The 23760-nt window shown below is 70.5% G+C and carries 23 protein-coding genes and 1 pseudogene; 14 read left to right on the top strand and 10 right to left on the bottom strand.

Annotated elements, in window-relative coordinates; genetic code table 11:
* Window positions 1-4 precede the first annotated feature (4 nt).
* From sufD to ABZ910_RS03110, 11 genes are all read left to right on the top strand, one after another.
* Complete coding sequence (gene sufD / locus ABZ910_RS03160; protein WP_361358325.1) at window positions 5-1225, top strand: Fe-S cluster assembly protein SufD; 1221 nt, start codon at window positions 5-7, stop codon at window positions 1223-1225.
* A complete protein-coding gene (locus ABZ910_RS03155; protein ID WP_361358322.1) occupies window positions 1222-1542 on the top strand; it encodes a non-heme iron oxygenase ferredoxin subunit in 321 nt (106 codons plus the stop codon). The genes sufD and ABZ910_RS03155 overlap by 4 nt, the downstream gene beginning before the upstream one ends.
* 7 nt (window positions 1543-1549) lie before the next feature.
* Window positions 1550-2314 (top strand): Fe-S cluster assembly ATPase SufC, encoded by a 765-nt coding sequence (sufC, locus tag ABZ910_RS03150; RefSeq protein ID WP_361358319.1) that lies wholly within the window; start codon window positions 1550-1552, stop codon window positions 2312-2314.
* On the top strand, window positions 2311-3567 hold the full coding sequence (locus ABZ910_RS03145; RefSeq protein WP_361358316.1) for a cysteine desulfurase: 1257 nt from the start codon (window positions 2311-2313) through the stop codon (window positions 3565-3567). Before sufC ends, ABZ910_RS03145 begins: the two co-directional genes overlap by 4 nt.
* Window positions 3568-3583: 16 nt before the next feature.
* Window positions 3584-4051, top strand: a complete 468-nt coding sequence (sufU, locus tag ABZ910_RS03140) for a Fe-S cluster assembly sulfur transfer protein SufU (RefSeq protein WP_361358313.1) — start codon at window positions 3584-3586, stop codon at window positions 4049-4051.
* Entirely contained in the window at window positions 4048-4380 is a 333-nt protein-coding gene (locus ABZ910_RS03135; protein WP_361358310.1) for a metal-sulfur cluster assembly factor, read from the top strand. The genes sufU and ABZ910_RS03135 overlap by 4 nt, the downstream gene beginning before the upstream one ends.
* 119 nt (window positions 4381-4499) lie before the next feature.
* On the top strand, window positions 4500-4820 hold the full coding sequence (locus ABZ910_RS03130; protein ID WP_361358308.1) for a multidrug efflux SMR transporter: 321 nt from the start codon (window positions 4500-4502) through the stop codon (window positions 4818-4820).
* Window positions 4820-5359 (top strand): TetR family transcriptional regulator, encoded by a 540-nt coding sequence (locus ABZ910_RS03125; protein WP_361358305.1) that lies wholly within the window; start codon window positions 4820-4822, stop codon window positions 5357-5359. The genes ABZ910_RS03130 and ABZ910_RS03125 overlap by 1 nt, the downstream gene beginning before the upstream one ends.
* 115 nt (window positions 5360-5474) lie before the next feature.
* Complete coding sequence (gene dapD / locus ABZ910_RS03120; RefSeq protein ID WP_361358302.1) at window positions 5475-6464, top strand: 2,3,4,5-tetrahydropyridine-2,6-dicarboxylate N-succinyltransferase; 990 nt, start codon at window positions 5475-5477, stop codon at window positions 6462-6464.
* Window positions 6465-6861: 397 nt separating this feature from the next.
* Window positions 6862-7467 (top strand): hypothetical protein, encoded by a 606-nt coding sequence (locus tag ABZ910_RS03115; RefSeq protein WP_361358299.1) that lies wholly within the window; start codon window positions 6862-6864, stop codon window positions 7465-7467.
* Window positions 7468-7633: 166 nt separating this feature from the next.
* Entirely contained in the window at window positions 7634-8269 is a 636-nt protein-coding gene (locus ABZ910_RS03110; RefSeq protein ID WP_361358296.1) for a LysE family transporter, read from the top strand.
* Window positions 8270-8312: 43 nt separating this feature from the next.
* On the opposite strand, the pseudogene dapA reads toward ABZ910_RS03110, so the two are convergent.
* Both dapA and ABZ910_RS03100 read right to left on the bottom strand, forming a co-directional pair.
* Window positions 8313-9223: pseudogene (dapA, locus tag ABZ910_RS03105) on the bottom strand (4-hydroxy-tetrahydrodipicolinate synthase).
* 88 nt (window positions 9224-9311) lie between these two features.
* Window positions 9312-11147: an endonuclease/exonuclease/phosphatase family protein gene (locus tag ABZ910_RS03100; RefSeq protein ID WP_361358293.1), complete on the bottom strand. Its 1836-nt coding sequence runs from the start codon at window positions 11145-11147 to the stop codon at window positions 9312-9314.
* 370 nt (window positions 11148-11517) lie between these two features.
* On the opposite strand from ABZ910_RS03100, the gene ABZ910_RS03095 reads away from it, so the two are divergent.
* Window positions 11518-12951, top strand: a complete 1434-nt coding sequence (locus ABZ910_RS03095) for a hypothetical protein (protein ID WP_361358290.1) — start codon at window positions 11518-11520, stop codon at window positions 12949-12951.
* Window positions 12952-13006: 55 nt separating this feature from the next.
* Here ABZ910_RS03095 and ABZ910_RS03090 read toward each other — a convergent pair whose 3' ends face one another.
* The gene (locus tag ABZ910_RS03090) at window positions 13007-13426 is read right to left on the bottom strand and encodes a hypothetical protein (RefSeq protein WP_361358287.1); all 420 of its coding nucleotides are present in this window, start codon (window positions 13424-13426) and stop codon (window positions 13007-13009) included.
* Between the two features lie 117 nt (window positions 13427-13543).
* Between ABZ910_RS03090 and ABZ910_RS03085 the strand changes: the two genes are divergently transcribed.
* Window positions 13544-14986, top strand: coding sequence for an alkaline phosphatase PhoX (locus tag ABZ910_RS03085; RefSeq protein WP_361358284.1), 1443 nt, complete (start codon window positions 13544-13546; stop codon window positions 14984-14986).
* A gap of 67 nt (window positions 14987-15053) precedes the next feature.
* On the opposite strand, the gene ABZ910_RS03080 is transcribed toward ABZ910_RS03085, so the two are convergent.
* Complete coding sequence (locus ABZ910_RS03080; protein ID WP_361358281.1) at window positions 15054-16496, bottom strand: MFS transporter; 1443 nt, start codon at window positions 16494-16496, stop codon at window positions 15054-15056.
* A 146-nt stretch (window positions 16497-16642) separates the two neighbouring features.
* On the opposite strand from ABZ910_RS03080, the gene ABZ910_RS03075 reads away from it, so the two are divergent.
* On the top strand, window positions 16643-17221 hold the full coding sequence (locus ABZ910_RS03075) for a helix-turn-helix domain-containing protein (RefSeq protein ID WP_361358278.1): 579 nt from the start codon (window positions 16643-16645) through the stop codon (window positions 17219-17221).
* 52 nt (window positions 17222-17273) lie between these two features.
* Here the strand turns inward: ABZ910_RS03075 and ABZ910_RS03070 are convergent, their stop codons facing one another.
* From ABZ910_RS03070 to ABZ910_RS03045, 6 genes are all read right to left on the bottom strand, one after another.
* Window positions 17274-18449, bottom strand: coding sequence for a TerD family protein (locus ABZ910_RS03070; protein ID WP_361359069.1), 1176 nt, complete (start codon window positions 18447-18449; stop codon window positions 17274-17276).
* 61 nt (window positions 18450-18510) lie between these two features.
* Window positions 18511-19503 (bottom strand): zinc-dependent alcohol dehydrogenase family protein, encoded by a 993-nt coding sequence (locus ABZ910_RS03065; protein WP_361358276.1) that lies wholly within the window; start codon window positions 19501-19503, stop codon window positions 18511-18513.
* On the bottom strand, window positions 19500-20345 hold the full coding sequence (locus ABZ910_RS03060; RefSeq protein ID WP_361358273.1) for a carbohydrate ABC transporter permease: 846 nt from the start codon (window positions 20343-20345) through the stop codon (window positions 19500-19502). The genes ABZ910_RS03065 and ABZ910_RS03060 overlap by 4 nt, the downstream gene beginning before the upstream one ends.
* Window positions 20342-21277 (bottom strand): sugar ABC transporter permease, encoded by a 936-nt coding sequence (locus ABZ910_RS03055; protein WP_361358270.1) that lies wholly within the window; start codon window positions 21275-21277, stop codon window positions 20342-20344. The genes ABZ910_RS03060 and ABZ910_RS03055 overlap by 4 nt, the downstream gene beginning before the upstream one ends.
* Window positions 21274-22644, bottom strand: coding sequence for a sugar ABC transporter substrate-binding protein (locus ABZ910_RS03050; RefSeq protein ID WP_361358267.1), 1371 nt, complete (start codon window positions 22642-22644; stop codon window positions 21274-21276). Before ABZ910_RS03050 ends, ABZ910_RS03055 begins: the two co-directional genes overlap by 4 nt.
* Window positions 22645-22722: 78 nt before the next feature.
* On the bottom strand, window positions 22723-23493 hold the full coding sequence (locus ABZ910_RS03045; protein ID WP_361358264.1) for a DeoR/GlpR family DNA-binding transcription regulator: 771 nt from the start codon (window positions 23491-23493) through the stop codon (window positions 22723-22725).
* Between the last annotated feature and the right edge of the window lie 267 nt (window positions 23494-23760).

Below are 23760 nucleotides of genomic sequence, written 5' to 3'. Positions count from 1 at the left end.
AGCCATGGCTGAGGCTCAGAACTCCCCCACCCTCGAATCCGCTCGGGCGGGGGGACCCCCACCGCTGGGCTCGACTACCGCGGGCTCGATCGCGGTCGCCGCGGAGTCGACCGTCGCCACGCGCATGAGCGCACCCCCCTCCTTCGACGTGGCGGACTTCCCCGTCCCGCATGGCCGCGAGGAGGAGTGGCGGTTCACCCCGCTGGAGCGTCTGCGCGGTCTGCACGACGGCACCGCCGTCGCCACCGGCGAGGGCGTCAAGGTCGCCGTCGAGACCCCCGAGGGCGTCACCGTCGAGACCGTCGGCCGCGACGACGCGCGGCTCGGCAAGGCGGGTACCCCGGTGGACCGCGTCGCCGCCCAGGCGTACTCCGCCTTCGAGCAGGCCTCGGTCGTGACCGTCGCCAAGGAGACCGTCCTCTCCGAGCCGATCCGCATCGCGGTGCACGGCGAGGGCGGCACCGCCTACGGCCACCAGGTGATCGAGCTGGGCGCCTTCGCCGAGGCCGTCGTGGTCATCGACCACACCGGTGATGCGGTGCTCGCCGCCAACGTCGACTACATCCTGGGCGACGGCGCCAAGCTGACCGTCGTCTCCGTCCAGGACTGGGACGACAAGGCCGTGCACGTGGCCCAGCACAACACCCTCGTCGGCCGGGACGCGTCCTTCAAGTCGGTCGTCGTCACCTTCGGCGGCGACGTCGTCCGCCTGCACCCGCGCATCACCTACGCGGGCACCGGCGGCGAGGCCGAGCTGTACGGCCTGTACTTCACCGACGCCGGCCAGCACCAGGAGCACCGCCTGCTGGTCACGCACAACACCCCGCACTGCAAGTCCAACGTCGCCTACAAGGGCGCGCTGCAGGGCGAGGACGCGCACGCGGTCTGGATCGGTGACGTGCTCATCGAGGCCAAGGCCGAGGGCACGGACACGTACGAGATGAACCGCAACCTGGTTCTCACCGACGGCGCGCGCGTCGACTCGGTGCCGAACCTGGAGATCGAGACCGGCGAGATCGTCGGCGCCGGCCACGCCTCGGCCACCGGCCGCTTCGACGACGAGCAGCTCTTCTACCTGATGGCCCGCGGCATCCCGCAGCACGAGGCCCGTCGCCTGGTGGTCCGCGGCTTCTTCGCCGGCCTGGTCCAGCAGATCGGTGTCGCGGACATCGAGGAGCGCCTCCTCGCCAAGATCGAAGAGGAGCTGGAGGCGTCGGTCGCATGAGCTCCTTCGTACGCGTCTGCGGACTGAGCGAGCTGGAGGAGGACACCCCGAAGCGGGTGGAACTCGACGGCACGCCGGTCTCGGTCGTGAAGACCGAGGGCGAGGTGTTCGCGATCTACGACATCTGCTCGCACGCGAACGTGTCGCTCTCCGAGGGCGAGGTGGAGGACGGCCAGATCGAGTGCTGGCTGCACGGTTCCTGCTTCGACCTGCGCACCGGCAAGCCGTCCGGCCTTCCCGCGACGCGCCCTGTCCCCGTATACCCCGTAAAGATCGAAGGGGACGACGTTCTCGTCTCCGTCACCCAGGAGTCCTGAGGCACCCATGGCAACGCTTGAAATCCGAGACCTGCACGTCACCGTCGAGGCCGACAACGCCACGAAGGAGATCCTCAAGGGCGTCGACCTCACCGTGAAGCAGGGCGAGACGCACGCCATCATGGGCCCCAACGGCTCGGGCAAGTCGACCCTCGCCTACTCGCTCGCGGGTCACCCGAAGTACACGATCACCCAGGGCACCGTCACCCTCGACGGCGAGGACGTCCTCGCGATGTCCGTCGACGAGCGCGCCCGCGCCGGCCTGTTCCTCGCCATGCAGTACCCGGTCGAGGTCCCCGGCGTCTCCGTCTCCAACTTCCTGCGCACCTCCGCCACCGCCGTCCGCGGCGAGGCCCCCAAGCTGCGCACCTGGGTGAAGGAGGTCAAGGAGGCCATGGAGCGCCTCAACATGGACCCGGCCTTCGCCGAGCGCAACGTCAACGAGGGCTTCTCCGGCGGTGAGAAGAAGCGCCACGAGATCCTCCAGCTGGAGCTCCTCAAGCCGCAGATCGCGATCCTCGACGAGACCGACTCCGGCCTCGACGTCGACGCGCTGCGCATCGTCTCCGAGGGCGTCAACCGCGTCCGCGAGACCGGCGAGGTCGGCACCCTGCTCATCACCCACTACACGCGCATCCTGCGCTACATCAAGCCGGACTACGTCCACGTCTTCTCCGGCGGCCGCATCGTCGAGTCCGGCGGTGCCGAGCTCGCCGACAAGCTGGAGGACGAGGGCTACGAGGCGTACACGAAGGGCGGCGTATCCGCGTGACTCAGCTGCCGGGCCTCCTCGACACCGAGGCGATCCGCAAGGACTTCCCCGTCCTGGACCGCCTGGTCCACGACGACAAGAAGCTCGTGTACCTGGACAACGCGGCGACCTCGCAGAAGCCGCGCCAGGTGCTGGACGCACTCAGTGAGTATTACGAGCGCTACAACGCCAACGTCCACCGCGGTGTGCATGTGCTCGCCGAGGAGGCCACGGCGCTGTACGAGGGCGCGCGCGACAAGGTCGCGGACTTCGTCAACGCGCCCAGCCGCGACGAGGTGATCTTCACCAAGAACGCCTCCGAGTCGCTCAACCTCGTGGCCAACATGCTCGGCTGGGCCGACGAGCCCTACCGGGTGGACCACGAGACCGAGATCGTCATCACGGAGATGGAGCACCACTCCAACATCGTGCCGTGGCAGCTGCTCGCGCAGCGCACGGGCGCGAAGCTGAAGTGGTTCGGCCTGACCGACGAGGGCCGCCTCGACCTGTCCAACATCAACGAGATCATCACCGAGAAGACGAAGATCGTCTCCTTCGTGCTGGTCTCCAACATCCTGGGCACGGTCAACCCGGTCGAGGCGATCGTGCGCCGCGCCCAGGAGGTCGGCGCGCTCGTCTGCATCGACGCCTCGCAGGCGGCACCGCACATGCCGCTCGACGTCCAGGCCCTCGGCGCCGACTTCGTGGCCTTCACCGGCCACAAGATGTGCGGCCCGACCGGCATCGGCGTCCTGTGGGGCCGCCAGGAGCTGCTGGAGGATCTGCCTCCGTTCCTCGGCGGCGGCGAGATGATCGAGACGGTGTCGATGCACTCCTCGACGTACGCCCCTGCGCCCCACAAGTTCGAGGCGGGCACGCCCCCGATCGCGCAGGCGGTCGGCCTCGGCGCGGCGATCGACTACCTCAACTCGATCGGCATGGACAAGATCCTCGCCCACGAGCACGCGCTCACCGAGTACGCGGTGCGGAAGCTGCGCGAGGTCCCCGACCTGAGGATCATCGGTCCGACCACGGCCGAGGACCGCGGCGCGGCGATCTCCTTCACGCTCGGCGACATCCACCCGCACGACGTGGGCCAGGTCCTCGACGAGCAGGGCATCGCGGTCCGCGTCGGCCACCACTGCGCGCGACCGGTCTGCCTGCGCTACGGAATTCCGGCGACCACGCGAGCGTCGTTCTATCTGTACTCCACGCCGGCCGAGGTCGATGCCCTGGTCGACGGCCTGGAGCACGTACGGAACTTCTTCGGCTGACGGGACGAGCAATCACATGAAGCTGGACTCCATGTACCAGGAGGTCATCCTGGACCACTACAAGAACCCTCACGGGCGTGGTCTTCGGGATGGCGACGCCGAGGTGCATCATGTGAACCCGACGTGTGGCGACGAGATCACCCTTCGCGTGAAGTACGACGGCACGACCGTCGAGGACGTCTCGTACGAGGGCCAGGGCTGCTCCATCAGCCAGGCCTCGGCGTCCGTACTGAACGAACTCCTCGTCGGCAAGGAGCTGGCCGAGGCGCAGAAGATCCAGGAGACCTTCCTGGAGCTGATGCAGTCCAAGGGCCGTATCGAGCCCGACGACGCCATGGAGGAGATCCTGGAGGACGCGGTCGCGTTCGCCGGTGTCTCCAAGTACCCCGCGCGGGTCAAGTGCGCCCTCCTCAGCTGGATGGCGTGGAAGGACGCGACGGCCCAGGCACTGGACGAGGCCGACGCCGAAAGGAAGACGGCATGAGCGACACCGTGGAGATGAAGCCGGCCTCGGAGGAGGAGCTCCGTGAGGCCCTGATGGACGTCGTCGACCCCGAGCTGGGCATCGACGTCGTCAACCTCGGCCTCATCTACGGCATCCACGTCGACGACTCGAACGTGGCGACCATCGACATGACCCTGACGTCGGCGGCCTGCCCGCTGACGGACGTCATCGAGTCCCAGGCCAAGGACGCGACGGAGGGCCTGGTCAGCGAGCTGCGCATCAACTGGGTCTGGATGCCGCCGTGGGGCCCGGACAAGATCACGGACGACGGCCGCGAGCAGTTGCGGGCGCTGGGCTTCAACGTCTGAGGCCGGCTGCGGAGGTCCGAGACCACGAGCCGCAGGGAAACGGCGAGGCACCCGAGAAGGGTCCTCGCCGTTTCGCGTATCCGCCCCCACCCGACACCTCGCTATGTACGCTCGTACACATGGGGTATGTGCTACTCGCCGGCGCGATCGCGGCCGAGGTGATCGCCACGACGGCCATGAAGTACAGCGACGGCTTCAGCAGGCCGGGACCGTCGCTGCTGACCGCCCTCGGGTACGTGGTCGCCTTCGCCCTGCTGGCCCGCACCCTGAAGACCGTGTCGATCGGCACGGCGTACGCGATCTGGGCGGGCGTGGGCACGGCGGCCGTGGCCGCGCTCGGACTGGTGCTGTTCGGCGAGGGGCTGAGCTGGACGAAGGCCGCCGGGATCCTGCTGATCGTCGCTGGAGTGGTCGTGCTGAACCTGGGCGGCGCGCACTGATGCCCCGGCGTTACGACCCCGAGCGGCGGCAGCGGATCATCGACGCGGCGATCCGGGTCGTCGGCAAGAAGGGCATCGCGGGCCTGACCCACCGCTCCGTGGCCGCCGAGGCGAACGTGCCGCTGGGCTCCACGACGTACCACTTCTCGACCCTCGACGACCTGATGGTCGCCGCCCTGCGCCAGGCCAACGAGGGCTTCGCCAAGGCCCTGGCCGGCAGCGGCGTCCTCGACGACACGCAGGGCGACCTCGCGGCGGCCCTCGCGCACGTGCTCGGCGAGTGGCTCGGCGGCGACCGGCAGGGCGTGGAGCTGGAGTACGAGCTGTATCTGGCGGCCCTGCGGCGCCCCGCCCTGCGACCGGTCGCGGCCGAGTGGACCGAGGAGACGGCGGACCGGCTGGCCCGGCGCACCGATCCGGTGACGGCACGGGCGCTGCTCGCCTTGATGGACGGGATCTGCCTGCAGGTGCTGCTGACGGGGGCCGCGTACGACGAGGGGTACGCGCGGGAGGTGCTGGCGAGGGTCGTCCCGGAGTGATCCCGGAGTGATCCGGCGCCGATCGGCTCTGATCAGTGCCGATCGACGGGGCGCTCGCGGGCGGTGCGGCGGACGCGGTTCGCCTGGGGGACGCCGCCCAGGTTAGGTTTCCCTCATGACCGACACGAACGCTCCCCGCACCACCGGCGCCGTGGCCGCCGGCCTCGCCACGATGGCCGCCGACGGCACCGTCCTCGACACCTGGTTCCCCGCCCCCGAACTCGTCGCCGAGCCCGGCCCGTCCGGCACCGAGACGCTGTCGGTCGAGCAGGCCGTGGAACTGCTCGGTGAGGGCGCCGCCGACGCGATCGGTCCGGACCCCCGGCGCGACGTCGAGGTGGTAGCGGTCCGCACGGTCATCTCCTCCCTCGACGAGAAGCCGGTCGACGGTCACGACGTCTACCTGCGTCTGCACCTGCTCTCGCACCGCCTGGTCAAGCCGCACGGCCAGAGCCTGGACGGCATCTTCGGCCACCTCGCCAACGTCGCCTGGACCTCGCTCGGCCCGGTCGCCGTGGACGACCTCGAGAAGGTGCGCCTCAACGCCCGCGCCGAGGGCCTGCACCTCCAGGTCACCTCGATCGACAAGTTCCCGCGCATGACGGACTACGTCGCCCCGAAGGGCGTCCGCATCGCCGACGCCGACCGGGTCCGCCTGGGCGCCCACCTCGCCGAGGGCACCACGGTCATGCACGAGGGCTTCGTCAACTTCAACGCGGGCACGCTCGGCACCTCCATGGTCGAGGGCCGTATCTCCGCGGGCGTGGTCGTCGGCAACGGCTCCGACATCGGCGGCGGCGCCTCCACCATGGGCACGCTGTCCGGCGGCGGCAACGTGATCATCTCCATCGGCGAGCGCTGCCTCATCGGCGCCGAGGCGGGCGTCGGCATCGCCCTCGGCGACGAGTGCGTGGTCGAGGCCGGCCTGTACGTCACCGCGGGCACCCGCGTGACGATGCCCGACGGCCAGATCGTCAAGGCGCGCGACCTGAGCGGCGCCTCCAACATCCTCTTCCGCCGCAACTCGGTCACCGGCGCGGTCGAGGCCCGGCCGAACAACGCGGTGTGGGGCGGACTGAACGACATCCTGCACACCCACAACTGATCACGGGTGGCCGTGACCTGCGGCCGCCTCATCGATCAACGCCAGAACCTGCTGCCGAGCTGTCGGCAGTTGTCGGCATCGGTCACCAATGAGCGCCCTTCCACGGCCCGAGAACGGCCCGGGAGGGCGCTCGTGTGTGAACAAGCGCCCCCTGCGCCGTGCTCTGGTTGCCGTAACGAGATGCGCTGTTCGGGTGCTTGGTAGGTATATACGACCAATCCTGGTAATGCGCCGTTTCCTTGAAGGTATAGATGCTTTCGCCCAGGTTGTCGGTTTCCGAGGCCTGGGGTTCCCATACGTTGCCGTCTCCTCGCTGCTGCGGTTCGGATCTCGTGTCCGAACTGCCCGGGAACGCAGTGGCAGGCGATGGCCGACAGCTCCTCAAGGAGACAATGTGATGCAAAAATCCCGACGACGGCTGCTGGTCGCTTCGCTTCCCGTTGTGATGGCGGCCGGGTTGTCGACCGCGCTCGTCGCGCCTGCCCACGCCGGTACCGGGTTTTCGTTCACCCTCGCCGAGTCCCATCACCAAGCGTTCGTCGCGGGCGAGACGGGGACCTACACCCTCAACGTCGGCAACGCCGGGCCCGGCGCGACCGGCGGGGCCAGCACCAAGGTCATCGCTACCCTGCCCGCGGGCATGACCGCACTCGCTGCCGGCGGAAGCGGCTGGAACTGCACGACGGCACCCAGTCTGAGGTGCACCCGACCTGACGCCCTGGGACCTCGGCAGGCATACACGCCCATCACCCTGACCGTGGGTATCTCGCCCTCCTTGGCAGGGAAGACCGTCGCGAGCAACTTCCGCGTCGGCAAGGTTGGCCGTGCCGCCTTGCAAGACCCGAGCTCCGTCGCCATCACCGTCAACGTCACCGTCACCAACACCCAGTCCCAGTCCCAGAACCAGAACCAGAACCAGAACCAGACGGTCAACGTGAAGTGCCCGGACAAGCACAACAAGCACGCCGCGGTCCGACACCATCCTCGCAAGAGCTACAACTGACGTGATACCGACGGCTGTTGTACATCGAGCGTCCTCCCGGACCGCCCGGGAGGACGCTCGTGCGTGAGCGCAGAGGCGGACCGGTGCTTGCGTGGGCGTGGCGTCGGATCGTCCGCATCGCGAAATCCGTGTGTGCTACATCGAGTCGGCGAGGCATGATCGCCGCATGACGTCTTGGATGCAGCTGAGTCCGCTTGTCGGTGTATGGGCCGTCGTCCTGGCCAGCCCGGGACCCGACGTTCTGGTGACGGCCCAGTATGCGACGGGACGCTCACGCAGAGACGGCCTGCTGGTCGGCCTCGGCGTCACGTCGGCGATCGGGATCTGGGCCGGTGCGAGCCTGTTCGGGCTGTCCGTCCTGCTGGCCAGGGTGAGCTGGCTGTACGACACGGTGCGGCTGGCCGGCGCGGCGTACCTCGCCTGCCTGGGGGTGCGGGCGCTGCTCGCGGTGCGCCGAGAGGGCCGCACGCGGAACGAGGCGGAGGACGCCGCGCCCATGACCGGGGAGCGGTCCGTGTGGGCGGTCTGGCGTGTCGGGTTCCTCACCAACATCGGCAATCCGAAGGCCGCCGTCTTCTTCGGCAGCCTGTTCACCGCGTTCCTTCCGCCTCACCCGGGGGTCGGGCTGGACGCCGCGGTGATCGCGGTCATGCTGCTGATGGCGACGGCCTGGTTCACCGCCGTGGCCTGCTTGTTCTCGCTGTCGCGTGTCGCCCGCGGCTATCGGCGGGCCAAGCGCTGGATCGACACGGCGACCGGCTGCCTCTTCGTGGCCCTGGCCGGCCGCCTGGCCACCGAGTGAGAGCGCGGCCCGGGACGAGAGGCGGCCCGGGCGGAGCCGTGGTTCACCTCTCGCTGACCAGGTCCTCGTACGTCGCGCGCAGACCTTCGGTCGCCTCCCGGTTCGCCGGGCGCAGTGGTGAGCGCACCGGCCCCGCCGGAAGTCCGAGTTCGTTCAGCAGTGCCTTCGCGGTGACCGTGCCCGGCAGGCCGGCGGCCATCATGGCCTCGATCAACGGCATCGCCCGCAGCTGGAGTCCGGTCGAGCGGGCCGTGTCACCTGCCGCGAACGCCTGCAAGACGGCGGCCACCTGGCGCGGGACCACGTTCGCGATCGTGCTCACGCAGCCCACCGCACCCACCGCGTACAGTGCGAGGACGTGTTCGTCGCAGCCCGCGTAGTACGCCAACTCCGTGCGGGCCAGCACCTTTTGGGTGCCGAGGAAGTCGTAGGAGCAGTCCTTCACCGCCACGATCCTCGGATGGTCCGCGAGGCGGATCATCGTGTCCGGCTCGATGCGGGTGCCGGTGCGGGACGGGATGTCGTACAGCATCACCGGGAGGGGGCTTGCGTCGGCGACCTCCCGGAAGTGGGCCTCCAGGGCGTCCTGGGGCGGCCTGCTGTAGTACGGCGTCACCACCAACACCGCGTCCGCGCCCGCCTTTTCGGCCGCCCGGGTCAGTTCGACGGTGTGGCGGGTGTCGGAGGTGCCGACGCCCGAGACGATCGTCGCCCGGTCGCCCACGGATCCCGCACGGCGCAGACCAGATCCGCCTTCTCGGTGTCCGTGGTGGTCGGTGACTCGCCCGTCGTTCCGTTGAGGACGAGGCCGTCGCAGCCCTCCGCCACCAGGCGGGTGGCCAGGTGGCGGGCGCCTTCGAGGTCGAGGGCGCCCGTCTCCGTGAACGGTGTGACCATCGCGCAGAGCGTGCGGCCGAAGGGTGCGGTGGGTCTGCCTGGGGTCCGGTGCGTCATGGGGGTAGTCTCGGCAGACCCACCGTGAAGATCCACTTACTCTTTCTGCGAGATATCCGTAAGTGTCGCTGAGGAGTTGACCGGCGTCCTACGGGTGGAACCGCAGCACCTGCGGGTCGTGGTCGCTGATCTGGTCGCCGAACTCCGAGTTGATGTGCACGGAGTCGTAGTCGACGTCGCAGCCGCGGCGGATCGCCGGGCTGATCAGGATCTGGTCCAGGACCTGCTCGTTGCCCTGATAGTCGTACGTGTAACGCTCGTTCGCCGGCAGCGACTTGATCGCCGACCACAGCTCTCCGTCGCCCTCGAGGAGCTTCGTGGTGCCGGAGAACTCGAAGTCGTTCATGTCGCCGAGCGCGATGACGTCCGCGTTCTTCTGGACCGCGAGGATGTCCTTGACGAAGGTGTTCACCTCCGTCGCCTGGGCGTGCCGCTGGGTCTCCGAGCCGCGCGTCGGCGGCTGGTACTGGGAGGTCAGGGCCTGGTCGCCGCCCTTGGAGTTGAGGTGGTTGGCGATCACGATGACCGTCCGGCCGCGGAAGACGAACTCGCCGGCCAGCGGCTTGCGGCTGGACTTCCAGGCCTCGGACATCGGGTCGATACGGCCCGGGGAGACCGTCAGGGCCGCCTTGCCGCGTTCCTCGGTGACGCCGACGGCCGTGGTGGAGTCGCCGCCCGGCCGGTCGGTGAAGGACACCCGCTGCGGGTTGAACAGGAACACCTGGCGGATGTTGCCGCCCGGCTCGCCGCCGTCCTGGTCGTTGACCGGGTCGATCGACCGCCAGTCGTACCGCGGGCCGCCCGCCGCGACGATCGCGGAGATGAGCTTGGTCACCGTCGCGCCCGCGTCGACCGTGCCGTCGTCCCTGGCGCCGTTGTCGTCCTGGATCTCCTCCAGGGACACGATGTCGGGCGACCTGAGGTTGTTCACGATCGCGGAGGCGTGCGCCGCGAAGCTGGTGTCGGACGGGTCGAGGTTCTCGACGTTGTACGTCGCCACCGCCAGCTCGCCGGGGGACTGCTCGCGGGTCGTCTCGCGCTCAAGACCCGCGCTCTCCAGCGTGCCGAGCCTGCTCGCGACCAGGGTGTAGCCGCCGAACTGGTTGTAGTCCAGCGGGCCCGCGGTCGCGCCGGTCAGGGTGTCGCCGACGTTCGCCTTCGGGAAGTCGGCGACCGCGCCCAGCGACTGGATCTGCAGGCGGCCGGTGTTCTGGGAGTCGTAGGAGCCGTACAGCGTCCCACCGCGGGCGGAAGCGTTCTCGTGCGGCTTCACCGTGACCCACAGCTCGGTGAACGGGTCGGTCGCGGTCACCACGCGCGCGTCGGAGACCTGGACGTCCATGCCTTCCAGGGACTCGTAGTAGTCCAGGGCGTAGGCCGAGGGGTCCAGTCTCAGGCCGTTGACCGAGCCGCCCGCCGCGGCGTCGCCCGCCGGGGCGTACGCCGCCGGGACCGAGCCGGCGTCGATCACCGTGGCGGCCGGGACCGGGTTGCCCCCGGACAGGACGGTGATCACCGGCTTGGTGAGCTCGGTCAGCGACTGGTTGCCGCTGGAGGTGCCGCCGGGCACGAACTCGGAGACCGTACCCGTCACCGTGACCGAGTCGCCGACGGCGACCTTCGGGGTGGATCCGGTGAAGACGAACACGCCCTCGCTGGTCGCCGGGTCGGCGTCCGGGTTCGGGTCCTGGATCCAGAAGCCCCGGGAGGACCCGTAGGTGCGCGTGCCCGTGACGATGCCGGGCACGTCGGCCACCTTCTGGCCGGCGTACGGCGAGACGCGGGTCGTGCCCTGGATGTCGTGGACGCGTACGGCATCCGCGTGCGCGGGCGTGGGGAGGGCGACGATCTGGGCGGCTGCCGTCGCGGAGCAGACGGCGGCGACGGTGAGCGCGGCGAGACGCGCGGAATACCTGCTCGGCATGGTTCCCTCCGGTTACGTACGTACGTGAGTGCCGGGACCGGGGGTGGGAGTGGGGTGCGGAGCGTGCAGGGCGTGCTGCTCTGCGTGTGTGTCATGCACGCGAAGCGGAACGAACAGGGTCCCCCAGGGGTCCCCCCGTCCCCCCGATGTGCGTCCCCCGATGGGTGTCCCCCGATGGGTGTCCCCCGATTTCTACGCGCGTCAATCTCCTGCCTGCTCACGGGAGTTGTCAAGGTTTTGTGCCCGCGTGCAGCCCGGGTGAGAGATGAACCGGGCGTGATGGGGGGAAATCCGTCTAGGCTGAGCGGTTGAGTCGTACGTCGTCCAGAAGGCCGTACGGCCTTCAAGGCGCCCCTAGGAGAACGAGCCGATGTCAGACAGCTCCCCCCTGCCGCCGGTGCGGCTGCACTCCGAAGCGGAGCTGGCGCGTGACGCGCTGTCCACGCCGTTGCTCTCCCGGGCCGCCCGGCTCGCCCGCTGGGCCGGGCCCGACACCCGCGTCGACGCCGGGGGCAGCCTGGTCGAGGAGCAGCTGCCGGCCGCGGCCGAGGCCCTCGGGCTGAGCGGGGAGGACGCCGACGCGTACGCCGCCGAGGCCTGGCGGATCGCCGTCGACACCGGCCTGGTCGAGATCGTCGACGAGGAGGCCGGGACCGTGGCGGCGGGGGAGGAGCTGGCGCTGCTCACCGGCGGCTCGCCGCACGACGTGCTCGCGGTGTGGCTCGCCGCCCTGGAGACCGTCGTCGCCGACGCGAGCGTGCCCGAGCTGGACGGCCTGGTCGACGCCCTCGACGCGGGCGGCGAGATCGACCTCTCGTCGCTCGACTGGGACCCGGAGGCCGAGGCGGACTTCCTCGACGGCGTCCTCGGCAACCTCTACCTGCTGACCGTCGGCGAGGACGGCCCCGGCGACGCCCCGGTGCCGCTGCCCGCGCTGGCCGCCTCGATGCTCGTCCCCGGCGACATGACGGAGCCCACCAACGACGTCCTGGAGCAGGTGTCCGACGCGATGATGCGTCTGGACGACCAGTTCCGGATCCTGGAGCCGGTCGGGCTCGTGGAGTACCAGCCGGTCGACGAGGCGCTGATCGCGGACGCCGAGGACGCCGAGGAGACCCCGGCGCCGGTCGACGACACCGACGTCTCCCGTTACGGCATGGTCCGGCTCACCCCGCTCGGCGCCTACGGGCTGCGGGCACGGCTGCTGGAGGCCGGCTTCGAGGCGCCCGCGGTCGGTGAGCTCGTGGACAAGGGCGCCGACGCCCTGCTCGACGGGACGTCCGCCTTCCCGTCCGCGGCGGCCCAGGCGGAGACCGAGCAGTGGCTGGCGCGCCGTGAACCCCTCGGCGCCGCACGGGAGTTGCTCTCCGCCGCACGCGGCGGCGACGCCGGAGCGCCGCTGCGCCGGCTGCGCTGCCAGCAGGCGCTGTCGCTCGTCGGCGAGGAGGCGGAACCCGCGCTGCGGGAGGTCCTCGACGACGCCGAGCTGGGCGGGCTGGCCCGGGTCTGGCTGAGCGAGCGGGGCGCCCCCGGCGTGCCGGCGCCGTCGCAGGACATGGTGTTCTGGCTGACCGTCGACACGCTGGCCGCGCAGCTTCAGGCCGAGGGGAACTCGGACGAACTGCGCGCCCTGGTCGAGGGCCTGGCCCAGCAGCACAGCGGCTTCTTCGCGACCGCCTGGCGGGTGGACCACCCGGCCACGGCGGACGTCCTGGAGGCGATGGGCCGCCTGCACCCGGACAAGAAGGTCGCCAAGGAGGCCAGGAAGGCCGCCTTCAAGGCCCGTTCCCAGCAAGGGAATTGAGCGAGGTTCTGAGCATGGGACCGTGACCCGCGCCGCACGCGGGTCACGGTCCGGTTCACAGGGCGTCAGCAGTGGTACACCGTCGTGTGCTTGAACGACGACGCCGCCCGTTTAAGCCGTACGTCCCCCGGTACGCCGACGGGCTTTGGAACTCGCCGACGACCGTGAGGGTGGTGGCGCAGGGGCCCTGCCCCGCGCGCCTGGCGTCCAGGCGGAGGGTGTCACCGATGAAGCCGCCCGTGATGTCCCAGGGCGCGCCGCAGATGCCACCCGTGATCTGGCCGCCGAGCACCACGTACGGACAGGCGTTGGGGTTGTAGGTCACCTCCATCGCGAAGGTGACCGGGCCGTTGTGCACTTCGAGCTTCGCCGCCGAGTCAGGCCGGGCCTCGGCGATCTCGACGCGCGGCAGTGCGCGGACGTGCTCGATGTCGTTGGCGACCTGGGGCCCGTGGGGGCGCGCATGCGGATTCATGGAAGCGGGCCGGGTGCGGCCTCCCGGTGTTCAACTCCCGTTCATGGGAAGGGGGGAGCGTTTCGCCGTCCGAGGCCCCCCGCCCTCCACGGCACACCCACCGTCACAGGAGAAACCATGTCGCTCACCCGCAGGGACTTCGCCAGGAAATCCGCGATCACCGGCGCCGGTGTCGCGCTGGCGGGCAGCGTCGGCGCCCTCGCCACCGCCCCGAACGCCCTCGCGTCCACGGAGACGGAGAGCACGGGCAACGAGGCGGCGGCCGCGCAGGACGGCGTCGGCTACGGACCGCTGATCTCCGACCCGGACGGCCTCCTGGCCCTCCCGTCCGGCTTCGAGTACCGCGTCATCACCTACAGCGGCAAGACCCGGCTGGAGTCGGGTGAGTTCACCCCCTCCAACCACGACGGCACCTCCACCTTCCCGGGCCCCCGAGGCGCCACCCTCCTCGTCAACAACCACGAGCTGAAGGGCCCCCGCGCCAACTGGGCGCACCCCGTGCCGCTCACCGAGGGCCTCGTCTACGACCCCGCCGCCTCCGGTGGCTGCACGGTCGTCGAGGTCCGCCGCGACCAGGTGGCCGAGTGGGTCGGCGTCGCCGGCACGTCCACCAACTGCGCGGGCGGCAACACCCCTTGGGGCACCTGGCTGTCCGGCGAGGAGACCGAGGACAAGGCCGGCCAGAACGGCATGACCAAGGACCACGGCTACGTCTTCGAGGTCGACCCCGCGGACCGCCGCGCCAACCGCGACCCGAGGCCCGTCAAGGCGTTCGGCCGCTACGCCCACGAGGCCGTCGTCGTCGACCCCAGGCGCGGCCACGTGTACCTCACGGAGGACGCGGCGGGCCCGAACGGCCTGTTCTACCGCTGGACCCCGCCGGCGGGCTTCGAGCACGGCCGCGGCAAGCTGCGCGCCCTGGCCGACGACGCGGGCACCCTTCAGGCCTTCAAGTGCTTCGACTCCGCCGGCCGGTTCGTCGACGACCTCTCCCGGGCCACCGAGCCCGGCACGGTGTACGGCGTCGACTGGGTGGACGTCACGGACCGCGACGCGCGGACCACCTCCGTCCGCAAGCAGTTCACCACCGGCGAGGTCACCCGCGCCCGCAAGCTGGAGGGCATGTGGTGGGGCGACGGGGGCGCCTACGTCGTCTCCTCGTACGCCCGCGAGGAGAGCCCCGTCCAGCACGACGGCCAGGTCTGGTTCTACGACCCGAGGCGCCGCACCCTGACCCTCAAGGTCCGGTTCGGCGTCAACCCCGACCCGTCCGCCGACGGCGCCTTCGACGGCCCCGACAACATCACCGTCTCCCCGTACGGCGGCCTCGTCATCGCCGAGGACGGCGAGGGCGTCCAGCACCTGTTCGGCGCCACCGACAGCGGCCGCACCTACCCGATCGCCCGCAACGAACTGAACATCGGCACCGCCGAGGCACCGGAGTACAGCGAGTTCACGGGCGTCACCTTCTCCCCCGACGGCAGCACGCTGTTCGCCAACATCCAGACCCCGGGCATCATGCTCGCGATCACCGGGCCCTGGAAGCGGCAGCCGCGCTAGAACGCCGTACGGCGGTCGGTCTCGCCGCACACCGACGAGACCGACCGCCGCCCCATGCACGCACATCTCAGCGGTCGGCCCGCGACGTCCCGCCGCGGATCACGAACGCCGTCACCAGCAGCGCGCCCAGCGCGATCAGTGAGCCGGCGCCGAACGCCTCGGCCGATCCGTGGGTGAGGATCTCGGACGGCGTTCCGGTCGCATGCCGGGTCGCCGTGCCGAACACCGTGACCAGGACGGCGAGTCCGAGGGTGCCGCCGAGCCACTGCAGGGTCTGCAGCAGGCCGGAGGCGGCGCCGGCCTCATGCGGCTCGACGCGCGCGAGGATCGTCGCGTTCAGCGGCATGAAGCTCAGGCCCACGCCCAGCCCCATGAGGAGCAGCGGGCCGAGCAGTCCGCTCACGTACCCGTCGCCCGGGCTCAGCCGCCACAGCCACCCGCTCGCCGCGACGATCAGCGTCATGCCGGTGAGCAGCACCGGCTTGGCGCCGAACCGGGCCAGGAGCCGGGGCACGAGACGCACGGTCGTGAACATCACCAGCGTCAGCGGGAGGAAGGCGAGCCCCGCCTCCAACGGGCTGAATCCCAGGACCGCTTGGCAGATGAGCGTGAGGAAGTAGAACGCGCCGAACATGCCCGCGGGCAGCAGCAGGATCGCCGCGTACCCGCCGGTCCGGTCGCGGTCGGCGAGCAGCCGCAGCGGCGTGATCGGCTGTCCGGCGCGGGCCTCGATCAGGGCGAAACCGGCGAGCAGCGCACCTGCCGCGCCGAAGCCGAGTACCGCCTGCGGGTCGCTCCACCCCCTTTCGGAGACCCGGATGAACGCGTACACCAGCGAGGTCGTTCCGGCCGTTCCGGTGAGCGCGCCCGACAGGTCGAACCGGCCCGCGTGACGCGGGGTCTCGGTGACGAGACGGGGGAGGGCCAGGGCGACGCCGATACCGATGGGCACGTTGATCAGCAGCGCCCAGCGCCAGGAGGCCCAGGACGTCAGCATGCCGCCGAGCGCCAGCCCGACGGAGCCGCCGATGCCCGCCATGGACGTGTAGACGCTCAGCGCGTGGTGCCTGCGGGGGCCCTCCGGGAAGTTGGTGGTGATCAGGGCGAGGGTGCTGGGGGCGATGAGGGCGGCACCGACGCCCTGCAGCGCGCGGGCCGCGATGAGCCGGTCGGCCTCCCCGGCGAGCCCGCCGAGCAGGGAGGAGAGGGCGAAGAGCAGAGCCCCGGCGGTGAGGGCGCGGCGGCGCCCGGCGATGTCGCCCATGCGCCCGCCGAGCAGCAGCAGGCCGCCGAAGGCGAGGGTGTAGGCGTTGAGGACCCAGGACAGTGTGGTGCGGCTGAAGCCCAGGTCCTGTTGGATGTCCGGGAGTGCGACGTTGACGACGGTGGAGTCGACGCCGACCATCAGGTACGCGGTGACGATGACGAGGAGGACGGTGCCGAGCCTGGCCGGACGGGGTGGTCCGGGCCGCGCGTCGCGGGTCGTGGGCGGTAAGGGCGAGGTGGACATGGAGTTCTCCCGTGGTGGCGTCCCCGGCCGGGGCGCGAGCGGGCAGCACGCACTGCCCGTGAAGCGCACGGCACTAAGCGGGGACTGTCTCCGCTTAGTGCCCGATAAAATACGGGGAGGGTCCCCGGTTTGCAAGGAGTAGCTGGATGACGCAGGTCAGGCCCATGCGCGCCGACGCCAGACGCAACTACGAGCGGCTGCTCTCGGCGGCGGCCGAGGCCTTCGCCGAACACGGCGAGAACGCGTCGCTGGACGACATCGCCAAGCAGGCCGGCGTCGGATCCGGCACGCTCTACCGGCATTTCCCGACCCGTCAGGCGCTGCTGGAGGCGGCGTACGCCGACCGGATCGAGGCGCTGGCGGCGCGCGCCGACGAGCTGGCGGCGGAACTGCCGCCGGGCGAGGCGCTGGTGGAGTGGCTGCACGAGGTGGGGCTCGGCGGGATCGAGGTGCGGGGGCTGAAGTCCCTGTTGGGCTCGGCCGTCACGGACGGCAGCTCGGCCACGCTCACCGCCTGCGGCGCATTGATGAAGAGCGCGGCGGCCCGGCTGGTGGAGGCGGCCCAGACGGACGGCACCCTGCGGGCCGACGTCGAGCCGGTCGACGTCCTGCGCCTGACGCACGGCGTGGTGACGGCGTCGGAACTGGCGGACGATCAGGGCAGGCAGCTGCGCCGGTACCTGGCGCTGCTGGTGGAGGGGCTGCGGCCCGGCGCGGCGGGCTGAAGGCCGGGCGCCCCCGCAACCGGGGGCGCCCGTAGGCGTCGTACGGCTGTGTCTACAGCGCCTCTGCCGCCGGCTTCACCATGTTGCGTACCGTGCGGGCCTTCACGAAGTCGCCCAGCGCCGTCATCTCCCACTCGCCGGAGAACTGGCGGATCAGCTTGGCCATCATCACGCCCGTCTGGGGTTCGGCGTTGGTCAGGTCGAAGCGGACCAGTTCCTCGCCGGACGCGGCGTCCAGGAGGCGGCAGTAGGCCTTGGCGACCTCGGTGAACTTCTGTCCCGAGAAGGAGTTGACGGTGAAGACCAGGCCGGTGACCTCCTGGGGCAGACGGCCGAGGTCGACCGTGATCACCTCGTCGTCGCCTCCGCCCTCGCCGGTGAGGTTGTCGCCGGAGTGCTGGATCGCGCCGTTCAGGATGGCCAGCTTGCCGAAGTAGCAGCTGTCGATCGGATTGCGCTGCGGGCCGTACGCGATGACCGAGGCGTCCAGGTCGATGTCCTTGCCGCGGAACGCCGGCTCCCAGCCGAGGCCCATCCGCACCTGGGAGAGCAGCGGGCGGCCGCCCTTGACGAGGGACACGGTCTGGTTCTTCTGCAGGCTGACCCGGCCCTTGTCCAGGTTGATCTTTCCGGCGCCGGGGGCGGGGGAGGGGGCGGCGGCGGGCGGTGCCGAGGGCGGGGGCGGAGCCGTCGGCTGCGCGGCGGGGGGCGGGGTGGTCGCCGGTGTCGGTGCCGGTTCCTCCACCGTCACGCCGAAGTCCGTCGCGATGCCCGCGAGTCCGTTCGCGTAGCCCTGGCCGACCGCGCGGGCCTTCCAGGTGCCGCCGCGGCGGTAGATCTCGACGACCACCAGGGCCGTCTCGGTGCCGAGCTGCGGCGGCGTGAACGTGGCCAGGGCGCTGCCGTCGGCGGCGTCGCGGATCGTCGCCGTCGGCTCGATGCCCTGGAAGGTCTGGCCCGCGGCGTCCGGGCTCGCGGTGACGACGATCTTCTCGATGTCCGAGGGGACGGCGCCGGTGTCGACGGTGATCGAATCCGGCGCCGTACCCCCGCCCGACCGATACGCCACACCCGGGCCGGTCGGCTGGTTGTAGAAGATGAAGTCGTCGTCGGAGCGCACCTTGCCGTCGGCGGCGAGCAGCAGGCCCGATACGTCCAGCCGCACGGGGGCGGCCACGTCCACCGTCACGCGGCCGGCGGACAACGGGATGTTCGAGCCGGGGGTCATAGCTGTCATGTGGGGTGTAACGAGCGAGGGCGCTTTACCGTTCCCTTACCTACGCAGGTGCCTACGAAGGCACCACCACGATCTTGCGCCCCATGCCCGCCGCGAACTGCTCCAGCGCCGCCGGGTACCGCTCCAGCGGAATCCGGTCGCTGATGAACACCTCGGGGTCGAGGACCCCGTTCGCGAACAGCTCCGCCGCCCGCTCGAAGCTGTGCAGCACCGCCATGGAGCCGGTGATGGTGATCTCCTGGTTGTAGATGCGGTACGGGTCGATCGTCACCCGGGTCGCGTAGTCGGCCACCCCGAACTGCAGGAACGTACCCGCCTTCGCCACCCGGTCGAGGCCGTCCTGGATCGCCGCCGCGTTGCCCGTGGCGTCCACCACCACGTCCCAGCCCTGCGGGCGGTCCAGCTCGTCCGGGTGCGTGGCCGAGGCCGAGACGCCGAGCAGGCGGGCGGTCTCCAGGCGGGCCGGGTTCACGTCCACCATGTCCACGCTGGCCGCGCCCGTGCGCTTGGCGAGCTCCAGCATCATCAGGCCCATCGTCCCGGAGCCGTAGATCAACACATGGGCGCCGAGGCGGGAGTTGAGGACGTCGTAACCGCGGACCGCGCAGGACAGGGGCTCCACCAGGGCCGCGTCCTGAGTGCGCACGTGCTCGGGCAGCTTCACGCAGTTCGCCACCGGCGCCAGCGCGTACTGCGCCGCGCCCCCCGCCGTGGTCACGCCGATCGCGGCCCACCGCTCGCAGAGGTTGTTGTGGCCCGTACGGCAGTAGCGGCACTCGTAGCAGTACAGCGAGGGGTCCACCGCCACCCGGTCGCCGACCGCGACCTCGGTGACCCCGGTGCCCACCCCGACCACCTCGCCCGCGAACTCGTGCCCCGGCACGATCGGCAGCTTGGGCGCGAACTCGCCCTGGAGGATGTGCAGATCCGTGCCGCACAGACCGCAGGCGGCGACCTCGACGACGACCTCGCGCGGGCCGGGGGTCGGGTCGGGGACCTCGGTGACGACGGCGCGGCCCACGGACTCGATGACGGCGGCCTTCATTTCACGGCTCCAAGCGACAGGCCCTGGACCAGCTTGTCCTGGGCGGCGAACCCCGCGGCGAGCACCGGCAGGGAGATGACGAGCGACGCGGCGCACACCTTGGCCAGGAACAGGCCCTGGCTGGTGATGAAGCCGGTCAGGAAGACGGGGGCGGTCTCGGCGACCACACCCGTGAGCACCCGGGCGAACAGCAGCTCGTTCCAGCTGAAGATGAAGCAGATCAGCCCCGTCGCGGCGATGCCCGGCAACGCGATGGGGGCGACGACGCGGGCCAGGATCGTCGGCAGGCGGGCTCCGTCCATCCGGGCCGCCTCGATCACGGCGACCGGGACCTCGGCCAGGAAGGACTGCATCATCCACACCGCGATCGGCAGGTTCATGGAGGTGTAGAGGATGACGAGCAGCCAGACGTTGTCCAGCAGCCCGGCGTTCTTCGCGAACAGGTAGACCGGCAGCAGGCCCGCCACCGCCGGCAGCATCTTCGTCGACAGGAAGAAGAACAGGACGTCCGTCCACTTCCTCACCGGGCGGATCGACAGGGCGTACGCCGCCGGGAGGGCCAGCAGAAGGACACACAGCGTCGACACCACCGACGCCACGGTCGAGTTGACGAGCGCGGGCCACGGGCTCGCCCCGCCGCCTGTGCCGAAGAACTCGCGGTAGCCGTCCAGGGTCAGGGCGGCGGCGAAGGACGGCGGACTGGTCGCCGCGTCCTGTTCCGAGTGGAAGGACGTCAGCGCCATCCAGGCGACGGGCAGGAAGAACAGGATTCCGGCCAGCCAGGCCACCAGGCCGAGGCCGGCTGTCTTGCGGCGGCGTACTCGTACGGCCGTGGCGCTCATGCGCGCGACACCTCCTCGCGGAACAGCGACGACACCACGCGCAGGGCGAAGGTCGCGATGACGATCGAGCCGATGACCACCAGGACGCCCGCGGCCGAGGCGAGGCCGTTCTCGTGGGCCTGGTAGAAGCTCTGGTAGACGGTGTAGGGCAGGTTGGCGGTGCCCAGACCGCCGGACGTGATCGTGAAGACCGCGTCGAAGTTCTGGACGATGTAGATCGAACCAAGCAGGGCGCCGAGTTCGAGGTAGCGGCGCAGGTGCGGGAGTGTCAGATGGCGGAAGATCTGCCAGTCGCTCGCGCCGTCCACACGCGCGGCCTCGATCTGCTGCTGGTCGCGGCTCTGCAGCCCGGCGAGCAGGATCAGCATCATGAACGGGGTCCACTGCCAGACCAGGGAGGCCTCCACCGCGAGCAGCGGGGTGCCCGAGACCCAGTCGGGCTGTGGGCCGCCCACAGCGTGCAACAGCCCGTTGAACAGCCCGTATTCAGGGTTGTAGAGCACATGCTTCCAGAGCAGGGCCGCGGCCACGGGCACGACCAGGAACGGGGCGATGAGGAGGGTGCGGACGACACCCCGGCCGCGGAACCTCCGGTCCAGCAGCAGGGCGAGCACCAGGCCCAGGACCAGGCTGGCCAGCACCACGGCCACGGTCAGCACCACGGTCGTCCACACCGAGTGGCGCAGGTCCGCGTCGGTCAGCACCTGGCGGTAGTTGTCGATGCCGGTGAAGTGGCGGGCCTTGGGGTAGAGGGCGTTCCAGTCGAAGAAGGAGATCACCAGCGTGGCCACGAACGGGAGCTGGGTCACGGCGATCATGAAGACGAGGGCGGGGAGCAGCGGCGCCCGCGTGGCCCAGGCGCGCAGCCGGGCGGAGGGGCGCTTCACGCTTCCCACGCGGGTCGCGGCTATCGGTGCTGTCGTGGCGGTCATCGTCCCTGGTACTCCTTGGAGATCTGCTCGGCGAGCTGCTGGGACTTCCTCAGGGCCGAGTCGACCGACTGGCGTCCGGCGATGGCCGCGCTGATCTGCTGGGAGACCTTGGTGCCGAGGTCGGTGAACTCGGGGATGCCGACGAACTGGATGCCGGGCGCGGGGCGCGGCTGCACGCCGGGGTCGTTCGGCCGGGCGCCCTCGATGGCCTTCCTGGTCATCTCCTGGAAGGCGGCGGCCTCCTTGCGGTAGGCGGCGTCGGTGTACGTCGAGGCGCGCTTGCCCGCGGGGACGTTCGACCAGCCGCTGGTGTCGCCGACGAGCTGCTCGTAGCCCTTGCTGGAGGCCCAGGAGACGAACTTCCAGGCCTTGTCGGGGTTGCGGGAGGAGTGCTGGATGCCCCAGGCCCAGGTGTAGAGCCAGCCGGACGAGGCGGTCTTCTCGACGGGGGCGGGGGCGTAGCCGAGCTTGCCCTTGACCGGGGACTTGGCCGCCTCCAGGAGGCCGGCGGCGCTCGTGGCGTCGTACCACATGGCCACCTTGCCCTGGGTCATGTCGTTCAGGCACTCGGCGAAGCCGGACTGGGCCGCTCCCGACTCGCCGTGCCTGCGGACGAGGCCGACATAGAACTTCGTCGCCTTCTCGAACTCGGGGGAGTCGAGGCGCGCCTTCCAGTCCTTGTCGAACCAGGTGCCGCCGAAGGTGTTCGCCACGGTGGTGAGCGGCGCCATCATCTCGCCCCAGCCGGGCAGGCCGCGCAGGCAGATGCCCTTCATGCCCGGCTCGGCGCCGTCCGCCTTGGCGGCGAGGTCGGCCACCTGGGTCCAGGTCGGGTGCGCGGGCATCGTGAGGCCCTTCTTCGCGAACACGTCCTTGCGGTACATCAGGAAGGACGACTCGCCGTAGAAGGGCTGGCCGTAGAGCTTGCCGTCGTCGCCGGTCAGGGACTGGCGCATGGGCTTGAGGATGTCCTGCTCGTCGTACGCCGGGTTCTTGGCGACATAACCGTCCATGTCGTGCAGCCAGCCGTTGCGGGCGTACATCGGGATCTCGTAGTTGCTCAGGGTCGCCACGTCGTACTGGCCGGCCTGGTTGGCGAAGTCCTGGCTGATCTTGTCCCGGACGTCGTTCTCGGGCAGCACGGTGAAGTTGACCTTGATGCCGGTCTCTTTGGTGAAGTGGCTGGCGGTCAGCTTCTGCAGCTCGGTCATCTGGGGGTTGTTGACCATCAGCACGTTGATGGAGTCACCGCCGGAACCGGACCCGCCCGCTCCGACCCAGCAGCCGGAGAGCAGCGGGGCGAGCAGCGTCCCTACGGCGGCCAGGGCGAGCGTGGCTCGCGGCCTCCGTCGGCTCTGGGTGCGCATGTGTCGCTCCTGGAAGTATGGGGACATAAGGGGCACCGCTCGGCGCGGAAGCCCCCTGGTGAACAGGTGGGTCGGCGTTCAGACCCGGATGACCTGCGGCCCCAGCAGCGAGTACCGGTGGGCCTCGGTCGCCGGAAGCAGCGTGCTCGTCACGATCGCCTCCAGCGCGCCGATCTCGGCGAACCGGCAGAAGCTGACCGCGCCGAACTTGGTGTGCACGCCCGCGAAGACGGTGCGGCGGGCGGCCCGGACGGCCTGCGTCTTGACCTCGCTGACCGCGGGGTCGGGGGTGGTCAGGCCGTGTTCGCGGGAGATGCCGTTGGCGCCGATGTAGGCGAGGTCGACGACGAAGCCGGCGAGCATCTTCGTCGTCCAGTGGTCGACGGTCGCCAGCGTGCCGGAGCGGACCCGGCCGCCGAGGAGCAGCACCGAGATGTTCTCGGCCTCGGCGAGGGCGCCCGCGACCGGCAGGGACGCGGTGACCACGGTCAGCGGGCGGTCCCCGGGCAGGGCCTCGGCGATGAGCTGCGGGGTGAAGCCCTCGTCGACGAAGACCGTCTCGGCGTCCCCGAGCAACTCGGCCGCGGCGGTCGCGATCCGGCGCTTCTCGGGCACATGGCTGGTGGCCCGGAACGCCAGCGTCGTCTCGAACCCCGCGCTCTCCACCGGATAGGCGCCACCATGCGTACGGCGCACCAGGCCGTGGTCCTCCAGGCAGCGCAGATCACGACGGATGGTCTCCTTCGCCACGCCCAACTCGGCGGCGAGCACGGTGACATCGACCGCGCCGGTCGCGCGCGCGGCCCGCACGATCTCCCGTTGGCGCTCCTCCGCCGTCCGCGTGCCCATTCCTGTCACCTGCCTTGCCGCATCTGCCTGCTGAGCTGCCCGTTCGGGCCCGCTGGGGGCCTTGGGGGAAGTTCTACAGCGGGCACGCGGTGCTGACCAGGCCTGTTGCGGACCTGATGCTGCCCGTCTGGGTCCGTTTGCCGTGCGGCGTGCCCGTCTCGGACCTGCGGTGCTGTGGCACGGGGGGTGGGAACGGGCATCGTCCGTGCCCGATTGCGCGGGCGAACGGGCCCGTTCGGTGCCCGTCCGCCCGCGCAAACGATCATT

Origin of the sequence: Streptomyces sp. NPDC046805, assembly GCF_040645355.1 — a bacterium.
GTDB lineage: Bacteria > Actinomycetota > Actinomycetes > Streptomycetales > Streptomycetaceae > Streptomyces.
The sequence above is the reverse complement of the archived record's forward strand: the minus strand, read 5'-3'. Positions and strand labels throughout refer to the sequence as shown.

What these genes read in the sequence shown, in the direction of transcription:
- sufD (WP_361358325.1), top strand. Translation starts at nt 5, where the DNA reads ATGGCTGAGGCTCAGAACTCCCCCACCCTCGAATCCGCTCGGGCGGGG.
- ABZ910_RS03155 (WP_361358322.1), top strand. Translation starts at nt 1,222, where the DNA reads ATGAGCTCCTTCGTACGCGTCTGCGGACTGAGCGAGCTGGAGGAGGAC.
- sufC (WP_361358319.1), top strand. Translation starts at nt 1,550, where the DNA reads ATGGCAACGCTTGAAATCCGAGACCTGCACGTCACCGTCGAGGCCGAC.
- sufU (WP_361358313.1), top strand. Translation starts at nt 3,584, where the DNA reads ATGAAGCTGGACTCCATGTACCAGGAGGTCATCCTGGACCACTACAAG.
- ABZ910_RS03135 (WP_361358310.1), top strand. Translation starts at nt 4,048, where the DNA reads ATGAGCGACACCGTGGAGATGAAGCCGGCCTCGGAGGAGGAGCTCCGT.
- ABZ910_RS03130 (WP_361358308.1), top strand. Translation starts at nt 4,500, where the DNA reads ATGGGGTATGTGCTACTCGCCGGCGCGATCGCGGCCGAGGTGATCGCC.
- ABZ910_RS03125 (WP_361358305.1), top strand. Translation starts at nt 4,820, where the DNA reads ATGCCCCGGCGTTACGACCCCGAGCGGCGGCAGCGGATCATCGACGCG.
- dapD (WP_361358302.1), top strand. Translation starts at nt 5,475, where the DNA reads ATGACCGACACGAACGCTCCCCGCACCACCGGCGCCGTGGCCGCCGGC.
- ABZ910_RS03115 (WP_361358299.1), top strand. Translation starts at nt 6,862, where the DNA reads ATGCAAAAATCCCGACGACGGCTGCTGGTCGCTTCGCTTCCCGTTGTG.
- ABZ910_RS03110 (WP_361358296.1), top strand. Translation starts at nt 7,634, where the DNA reads ATGACGTCTTGGATGCAGCTGAGTCCGCTTGTCGGTGTATGGGCCGTC.
- ABZ910_RS03100 (WP_361358293.1), bottom strand. Translation starts at nt 11,147, where the DNA reads ATGCCGAGCAGGTATTCCGCGCGTCTCGCCGCGCTCACCGTCGCCGCC.
- ABZ910_RS03095 (WP_361358290.1), top strand. Translation starts at nt 11,518, where the DNA reads ATGTCAGACAGCTCCCCCCTGCCGCCGGTGCGGCTGCACTCCGAAGCG.
- ABZ910_RS03090 (WP_361358287.1), bottom strand. Translation starts at nt 13,426, where the DNA reads ATGAATCCGCATGCGCGCCCCCACGGGCCCCAGGTCGCCAACGACATC.
- ABZ910_RS03085 (WP_361358284.1), top strand. Translation starts at nt 13,544, where the DNA reads ATGTCGCTCACCCGCAGGGACTTCGCCAGGAAATCCGCGATCACCGGC.
- ABZ910_RS03080 (WP_361358281.1), bottom strand. Translation starts at nt 16,496, where the DNA reads ATGTCCACCTCGCCCTTACCGCCCACGACCCGCGACGCGCGGCCCGGA.
- ABZ910_RS03075 (WP_361358278.1), top strand. Translation starts at nt 16,643, where the DNA reads ATGACGCAGGTCAGGCCCATGCGCGCCGACGCCAGACGCAACTACGAG.
- ABZ910_RS03070 (WP_361359069.1), bottom strand. Translation starts at nt 18,449, where the DNA reads ATGACCCCCGGCTCGAACATCCCGTTGTCCGCCGGCCGCGTGACGGTG.
- ABZ910_RS03065 (WP_361358276.1), bottom strand. Translation starts at nt 19,503, where the DNA reads ATGAAGGCCGCCGTCATCGAGTCCGTGGGCCGCGCCGTCGTCACCGAG.
- ABZ910_RS03060 (WP_361358273.1), bottom strand. Translation starts at nt 20,345, where the DNA reads ATGAGCGCCACGGCCGTACGAGTACGCCGCCGCAAGACAGCCGGCCTC.
- ABZ910_RS03055 (WP_361358270.1), bottom strand. Translation starts at nt 21,277, where the DNA reads ATGACCGCCACGACAGCACCGATAGCCGCGACCCGCGTGGGAAGCGTG.
- ABZ910_RS03050 (WP_361358267.1), bottom strand. Translation starts at nt 22,644, where the DNA reads ATGCGCACCCAGAGCCGACGGAGGCCGCGAGCCACGCTCGCCCTGGCC.
- ABZ910_RS03045 (WP_361358264.1), bottom strand. Translation starts at nt 23,493, where the DNA reads ATGGGCACGCGGACGGCGGAGGAGCGCCAACGGGAGATCGTGCGGGCC.